This window comes from Phenylobacterium sp. (genome assembly GCF_041920015.1).
Lineage (GTDB): Bacteria > Pseudomonadota > Alphaproteobacteria > Caulobacterales > Caulobacteraceae > Phenylobacterium.
Genome location: NZ_JAYRST010000115.1, coordinates 1 through 7,359 on the forward strand (window position 1 = coordinate 1; position 7,359 = coordinate 7,359).

The following is a 7,359-nucleotide window of genomic DNA, read 5'->3' on the forward strand; positions in this document are numbered from 1 at the left end:
GTCAGGGACTCACGATCCGCTGCTTCAGGGAACCCAACCCGCGATCACTTCCGATTCATCGCAAGCGGGACACGCTCTAGGCGCTGCAGGGGCCGCGCCGGGAAAGCCGGCGCGGCTAACCGAACCTAAAGCTTGGTGAGGGAAGATCGGAATGCGAACGCCCCGGTGGACTTGTCGGGGCGACGCGGGATGCAAGGGCGATCAATGCGGATAGCGACCAGCCATAGTCTGAAGGCCGGCGCCGGCGAGGGCGGCGGCGAGGCCATCTCCGCCTTGGTCGCCGCGCTGGGAAGCACGCCCGACTTCCTGGTGGTCTATACGACCGAACACCATGCCGATCCGGCGCTGATCGAGGCCCTGGCCGCGGGCGCGCCCGGCGCGCAGCTCATCGGCGGCACCTCCTGCGGCGGCGTGATGACCGAGGCCGGGTTCCACACTGGCGTCCATGGGGCCATCGGGCTGCTGGGAATCTGCGACCCGGACGGGGCCTATGGCGTGGGGGCCGCGCCCCTGGCCGCATCGCCGTTCGCGGCCGGCGCCGAGGCGATCCAGAAAGCGCTGAGCGCGGCGGGCCGCGACTATGAGGCACCGATTCTGATCTGGTGTTCGCAGCCGCCCGGCTGCGAGGAGCAGGTGATCGACGGCATCCAGTCCATCGTAGGTCCCAAGACCCCGATCGTCGGCGGCAGCAGCGCCGACGAGGCGATCGAGGGGCGCTGGCGGCAGTTCTCCAACGACGGCGTGCTGGCCGACCATGTGGTGGTCGCCGCCCTGTTCCCCAGCGCCCCCTATGGCGCGGCCTTCCAGAGCGGCTATGCGCCGACAGGCGACACCGGCGTGGTGACCCGCGCGGACGGCCGCCGGGTGCTTGAAATCGATAACAAGCCGGCCTCTGAAGTCTACAGCCGCTGGACTGGCGGCGAGGTCCCGGCGTTCGAGACCGGGATGATCCTGGCCAAGAGCACGCCAACGCCCCTGGGGCGGGTGGCGGCCAGGCAGGACAGCGTGCCGATGTTCGTCCTCTCCCACCCGGCCTTGCTGGGCGTGGGCGGGGAGCTGTCGCTGTTCACCGACATCGCCGAGGGGGACCATGTGCACCTGATGCGCGGGTCGCCCGAATCCCTGGTCAAGCGCGCGGCGGTGGTCGTGCGCGACGCCATGGCCAGCAGCAGCGGGTCGGGACAAGGCTCCATCGGAGCCCTGGTGATCTATTGCGGCGGCTGCATGCTGCACGTGCGCGAGCGGATGGACGAGGTCGCCGAACAGGTCCGCGAGGCGATGGACGGTTCGCCCTTCCTGGGCGCCTTCACCTTCGGCGAGCAGGGCGCGATCATCGATAGCTGCAACCGCCACGGCAATCTGATGGTCTCGGCTGTGACCTTCGGCTGATGAAGCAGGAAGTCGAGGATCTTCGCGAGGCCCTGGCCTCCGCCAACCAGAGGTTGGCGGCCCAGGATGCGCGGCTGCGCGAGCTCGAACTGGTGCTGAGCGGTTTGCAGGCGATCCGGGTGGACGACGATCCCGCGGCCGCCTGGGACCGGACCTTCGACCTGCTGAGGTCGGCGCTGGATTTCCGCACCGCCATCGTGTTGGAGCCCAAGGGCGAGGACTTCGCCTGCCTGGTTTCGACCGACGCGGCGCTGATCGGCCGGCGGTGGGCGCGCGGTCCGCTCTTCGATCATGTCGCCGCCGGGAGGGGCGCGGTGGTTCCGGACCTCTCGCGCCTGCCGGAGTGGGGCGGCGGCGATCACCAGATCGGCGCGGTTGGGGCGATCCTGGCGCCGGTCGCGGCCCTGGGTGGGCGCGGCCTGCTGATCCTCTGCGGCGGCGAGCACGGCGCCTATGCGGCCAGCGACCTGGCGCTGGTCGTGCGGCTGGGGCTGGTGGTGTCGCAGACCCTGGCGGCCGGCCGACAGCGGCAACTGGCCGAGGCCATCGAGCGCTCGGAGCTGAAGCGCGAGGCCGCGGTGCGGGCCAACGAGGCCAAGTCGCAGTTCTTTGCCAATATGAGCCACGAGCTTCGCACGCCCATGAACGGGGTGGTGACGGTCGCCGACCTGCTCGGCCGGACGGACCTGGACCCACGCCAGCGGGAGATGGTCGACCTTATCCGCTCGTCCGGCCGGATGCTCGAAGGGCTGCTCAACGACGTGCTGGACTTCGCCAAGGTCGAGAGCGGCGGCCTGCGGCTGGAGGCGCGGCCCTTCGACCTGATGGGCGATCTGCGCTCGGTCATCGATCTGTTCGAGACGCGGGCCGACGAGAAGGGGCTGAGGCTGGAGGTCCGCGACATGCGGCCCGCCCCGCAATGGTACGAGGGCGACAGCCTGCGCATCCGCCAGGTGGTCAACAACCTGCTCTCCAACGCGCTGAAGTTCACCCAGGCGGGCGGGGTCTTCCTGACGATCGGCGGCGAGCCCGGCGAGACCGGGGCCTGGCGCGTCACCATCACGGTGAGCGACACCGGCATCGGCTTTGCGCCGGAGGTCTCGGACCGGTTGTTCGAGCGGTTCGAGCAGGCCGACAACTCCATCACCCGCAAGTTCGGCGGGACGGGCCTGGGCCTGGCCATTTCGCGCCGCCTGGCCAGGCTGATGGGCGGTGACGTGATCGGCCGCCCGCGCGCCGGCGGCGGGGCTGAGTTCGAGTTCACCTTCCTGGCGCCCCTGGCGGCGCCGGCGTCCTCGGGGGAGGCAGGGCCCTTCGAGCAGGCCGGGGCGGCGGCGGCGCTGAACGTGCTGGTCGCTGAGGACAATCCGAACAACCAGCGCATCGTCGGGATGATCCTGGAGATGACCGGCGCGGTGGTCCGCTTCGCCGAGAACGGCCAGGAAGCCTGCAATGCCTTGCTGGCGCAGGACTTCGACGCGGTGCTGATGGACCTGCAGATGCCGGTCATGGACGGGCTGACCGCCATCAGGACCATTCGGGCGCGCGAGCGGACGCAGGGCCTGGCGCGGACGCCGATCATCGCGGTTTCGGCGAACGCCATGACCCATCACGTCGAAGAGGCGCTGAAGGCCGGGGCGGACGCCCATGTCTCCAAGCCGATCGATCCCGGCGCGCTTTTGACCCAACTGATGATGCTGTGCGGGGACGAAGAGCCGCCTGCGCAACAAGCGCTCGGCCTCTGAACGGCCGAATACGGCGGTCAGGTGAAACCACCGATCAACGGGTGAAGTTCTTGGCCTGGCGTGGAGCTGCGGCCGTATTGTCGAATGCAGGTGTCTGACTCTACTTGCCATGGAACGCGCCGAGGGCGGCGTTCGGCGTCTATCGCAGCGCATATGATTGGCCGCGTGATCTAGGAAAGGTAGAAAATCCCAAGGAGGAAACCGATTGATCGATTCGAGGCGCAGCGAGGCCTAGGTGGACAAGAAGATCGTGGAGACGATGGTCGCATTCACCGATGCGATCTATCGGGCGGCGGACAAGGACAGTCTACATGCCGCCGTCAATGCTGGATGTATTGATCTCGGATTCGACGCCTTCATGATGTCGTGCCACAAGACCGTCGATCCTGACATTATGCTGGACTCGACACTGACGTCGTATGCGCCGGCCTTCCTCCACGACTATGATCGGTTCGGATGGTTCGAGGACGATACGGTCATCCCGCGCATGGAGAGCGCCAGCGCCGCGTTCTGGTGGAATTCGGACCTCGACCGTCCCAACGCGTTCCGCAAGCGAAGCTATGCCGACTTCCTGGCCGCCAACGACGTCGCCACCGGCCTGATCGTGCCGATGGCTCGCCGACCGGGGACGGCCAGCGCCCTGGCCCTGGCGGCGTTCAGCGACCGCCCCTTCGGCCCGCTGGTCGACCTTGCGGCCAAGGCGCTGGGGACCGCGGCGATGGGAAAGGCCGAAATCCTCGGCCTCTGTCCGGAGGTGTCGGTCGACGAAGCGCTCGCCATGCGGTCGCTGTCGCCGCTGCAGCAGGAGATCCTGAACTGGATCGCCGAAGGGAAGTCCAATCTCGACATCGCCACGATCATGAACCTGGGCGAGCGGGCCGTGCGCTATCATGTGTCGGAAATCCTGCGGAAACTCGGCGTCGCGACGAGGATGCAGGCGGCCGCGATCCGCCGCGGCGAGCAACTCTAGCGCCGCTGGACGCCGATCCTCCCCGCGGGCGATCTTGCGCGGCGGCGAACGGGGCTATTCCATTCCGTTACGTCAAGAAGGCCCGATAGGCGTCGGGTCAGTTTGGATGCAGCCGGCGAAGACCGGCGCGCCAATGGGAGGTGAGGAATGCCCTGGAATTTCGGAGATATTCTCGACGCGGTGGAGCCGGTCCTGCCGCAGGACCATCCGGCCTTCATCCATGGCGCACGGACGGTCACGCTGGGCCAGGCGCGGGCCGCGACCAACAACGTCGCGCGGGCGCTGATCGCGCGGGGTGCGCAGCCCGGCGACAAGATCGCCATCTATATGCGCAACCGGCCCGAATACCTGATGTCCGTGGCCGCGGGCTGGAAGGCGCGGCTGACCCACGTCAACGTCAACTACCGCTACACGCCCGAAGAGGTCTGGTACATTTTCGACAATTCCGATGCGCAGACAGTAGTTTACGCTTCGGAGTTCCGAGATGCGGTGATGCAGATTCGCCCGCGCCTGCCCAAGGTGCGGACCTGGGTCGAGGTCAGCGAGGACGGGACCATCGCCGAGTTCGCCGAGCGGTTCGAGGACCTGGCCGCCGAGGGCGACGGCACGGCGCTGGACATCCAGCGCTCCGGCGACGACCAGTTCTTCATCTATACCGGCGGCACCACCGGCATGCCCAAGGGCGTGATGTGGGCGCATGACGACCTGCGCGAGATCACCCTGATGGCGGCGCGCAAGATGGGCACGGTGCCCGAGACGCTGGAGGAACTGGCTGCCCACGCCAGGACGGTTGGGTCGCAGGGCCGCATCCTGCCCGCGCCGCCGCTGATGCACGGCACCGGCCTGTTGACCGGCATGGGGGTGATGCTGTCGGGCGGCACGGTCATCACCCTGGAAGGCGCCAGGTTCGATGCCGAGGAACTGCTGGACGCGGTCGACCGGCACAAGCCCGACAGCCTGGTGATCGTTGGTGACTCGTTCGGCACGCCGATCCTCAACGCGCTCAACGCCAATCCCGGCCGCTGGGACGTCTCCTCGATCCGCATGATCCTCTCGTCGGGGGTGATGTGGTCCTACGAAGTCAAGCAGGGGATGCTGGAGCACATGCCGCAGGCGGTGCTGTCGGACGCCTTCTCTTCATCCGAGGCGCTGGGCATGGGCCAGTCGATGATGGCCAAGGGCATGGAGGTCCAGACCGCCAAGTTCATGCTGGGCGAGCGCTGCAAGGTGTTCGACGAGCACGACCAGCCGGTGGCACCGGGCTCGGGCGTTCCGGGCATCGTGGCGATCGGCCCGCCCAATCCGGTCGGCTACTACAAGGACGAGGAGAAGACCGCGCGGACGTTCCGCACCATCGGCGGGGTGCGGTATTCGATCCCCGGCGACTGGTGCGTGGTCGAGGCGGACGGCTCGCTGACCCTGCTGGGGCGCGGCAGCGCCTGCATCAACACCGCCGGCGAGAAGGTCTTCCCCGAGGAGGTCGAGGAAGCGCTGAAGACCCATCCGTCGATCGAGGACGCCCTGGTGATCGGCCTACCCGATGAGAAGTGGGGGCAGTCGGTGACTGGCGTGGTGCGGCTGGTCGAGGGCGGGGCGCTGGACGAGGAGGCGCTGCGCAGCCACGTCCGCAAGAGCCTGGCCGGCTACAAGACCCCCAAGCGGATCGTGGTGGCCGACCGAAACCTGCGTGCGGCCAACGGCAAGGCGGACTACCCGGCCGCCAAGGCCAGCGCCGAAGCCCAGCTCTGAGAGGCGAAGCGCCTTTCTGAAGGCCGTCGTGAAAAGCCGCTGTTGGGACTGGCCGCCTCTGCGTCTAGAGGACGAGGGAATGCGTCCCTGGGGAGGCGGTGATTTTCAAGCGTGCGGCATGGGGTATGGCCGGGGTGCTGGCGGCGGGCGGGATCGCGACGCCGGCGGCGGCCGATTCGCTGCTGACCTGGGATGGGGCCGGGCGGCAGTTCGTCAGCCCGGAGGGAGAGGTTTCGATCCATCCGAAGGGGAGGCTGCTGCTGGACATCGGCGCTACGCGCGGCTCGCGCCATGACGCGCGCAACCTGAGCGCCAGCGAGGTGCGGGCCGCGCGGCTGGGCGTCGACGGCATGGTCGGCGAGCATCTCTATTACACCGTCGAGGGCGATTTCACGGGCGGGGACCCGGTGCTGCGCGGGACCTATGTAGCCTGGCGCGACCGGCTGGCCGGACATGACGTGGAGCTGACGCTGGGCAACCGGCTCAGCGAGCGGGGGCTGGACGGGTCGAGCAGCTCGGACGGCACGCCGTTCATGGAGCGCAACACCGTCGCCACGGCCATCGCGCCGCTGAAGGGCTTCTATGGCTGGGGCGCGATCGGCAAGGTGTTCGGGCCGGGCTGGCATGTGGCGGTGCAGGCGGCCGGCCACGATCCGGCCAATCGTGAGCTGGCGCGCGGGACGCAGGCCTATCTGGCGCGAGCTCACTGGAATCCGCTGCTAGGAGAGGGAGGCCTGGCGCACCTGGGCGTCTGGGGCTTCCACGAGGACTTTCCGTCGGACATGGCCGGCCTGACCCGCACCACGACCTGGGCTGGGCATTACAACGAGCACCTGAAGGTCCCGCTGGGCGTGCTGAGCGACCCGAGGTCCAGCGACGGCTACGGCCTGGAGCTGGGCGGGGTGAGGGGGCCGTTCTGGTCGTTCGCCGAGGCCGGGCGGCGCGATGTGGAGACGCGCAGCGATCATGTGCAGATCGACGCGGTGTCGCTGTCGGCCGGCTGGATGGTGACCGGCGATCCCAGCACCTATGCGCCGAAGCTTGGCAATGTCGGCAAGATCGCGCCGCTGGAGCCGGTGTCGAAGGGCGGGATCGGCGGTTGGGAGGTGGCGGTGCGCTACCAGCGGCTCGACAATACCGACGCGCCGCAGGGCGCGTGGGGCGAGGAGACGACCCTGGGCGTCAACTGGCGGCTGGAGGCGTGGATGCGCCTGATGGTCAATGTCAGCCGCTGGAAGGTCGTGCACCCCGCCGGCCCCTATGCCGGCGCCGACCAGGGCGAGGCCCTGGCCGGGCGGCTACAGGTGAATTTCTGAAGCGGTCCGCGATTGCTCCCCCTCGGAGGCAGGGCGATCGCATATGCGATCCAGCTTTGTTTTCCTCCCCTGCGCAGCGGGGGAGGGGGACCGGCGCAGCCGGTGGAGGGGGCCGAGCGGCTTGCTCTGAGCTTGACCCGGGGGGGGGGGGCCCCCCCCCCCCCCGCCCCCCCCCCCCCCCCCCCCCCCC

Annotated in this window: 5 protein-coding genes; all 5 read left to right on the forward strand. The window is 68.7% G+C overall.

Annotated elements, in window-relative coordinates; translation table 11 throughout:
• Nucleotides 1-204 precede the first annotated feature (204 nt).
• Nucleotides 205-1,389 carry an FIST signal transduction protein gene (locus ACE3TL_RS16025; protein ID WP_374579668.1) on the forward strand — a complete coding sequence of 395 codons (1,185 nt, stop codon included), beginning with the start codon at nt 205-207 and terminating at the stop codon, nt 1,387-1,389.
• Nucleotides 1,389-3,134: an ATP-binding protein gene (locus ACE3TL_RS16030; RefSeq protein WP_374579669.1), complete on the forward strand. Its 1,746-nt coding sequence runs from the start codon at nt 1,389-1,391 to the stop codon at nt 3,132-3,134. The genes ACE3TL_RS16025 and ACE3TL_RS16030 overlap by 1 nt, the downstream gene beginning before the upstream one ends.
• 235 nt (nt 3,135-3,369) lie before the next feature.
• Nucleotides 3,370-4,104 (forward strand): LuxR C-terminal-related transcriptional regulator, encoded by a 735-nt coding sequence (locus tag ACE3TL_RS16035; RefSeq protein WP_374579670.1) that lies wholly within the window; start codon nt 3,370-3,372, stop codon nt 4,102-4,104.
• Between the two features lie 147 nt (nt 4,105-4,251).
• Complete coding sequence (locus tag ACE3TL_RS16040) at nt 4,252-5,853, forward strand: acyl-CoA synthetase (RefSeq protein ID WP_374579671.1); 1,602 nt, start codon at nt 4,252-4,254, stop codon at nt 5,851-5,853.
• Nucleotides 5,854-5,951: 98 nt separating this feature from the next.
• Nucleotides 5,952-7,169, forward strand: coding sequence for an OprO/OprP family phosphate-selective porin (locus ACE3TL_RS16045; RefSeq protein ID WP_374579672.1), 1,218 nt, complete (start codon nt 5,952-5,954; stop codon nt 7,167-7,169).
• Nucleotides 7,170-7,359: the final 190 nt, after the last annotated feature.

Coding starts and splice junctions, on each gene's coding strand:
- ACE3TL_RS16040 (WP_374579671.1), top strand. CDS start 4,252: ATGCCCTGGAATTTCGGAGATATTCTCGACGCGGTGGAGCCGGTCCTG.
- ACE3TL_RS16025 (WP_374579668.1), top strand. CDS start 205: ATGCGGATAGCGACCAGCCATAGTCTGAAGGCCGGCGCCGGCGAGGGC.
- ACE3TL_RS16030 (WP_374579669.1), top strand. CDS start 1,389: ATGAAGCAGGAAGTCGAGGATCTTCGCGAGGCCCTGGCCTCCGCCAAC.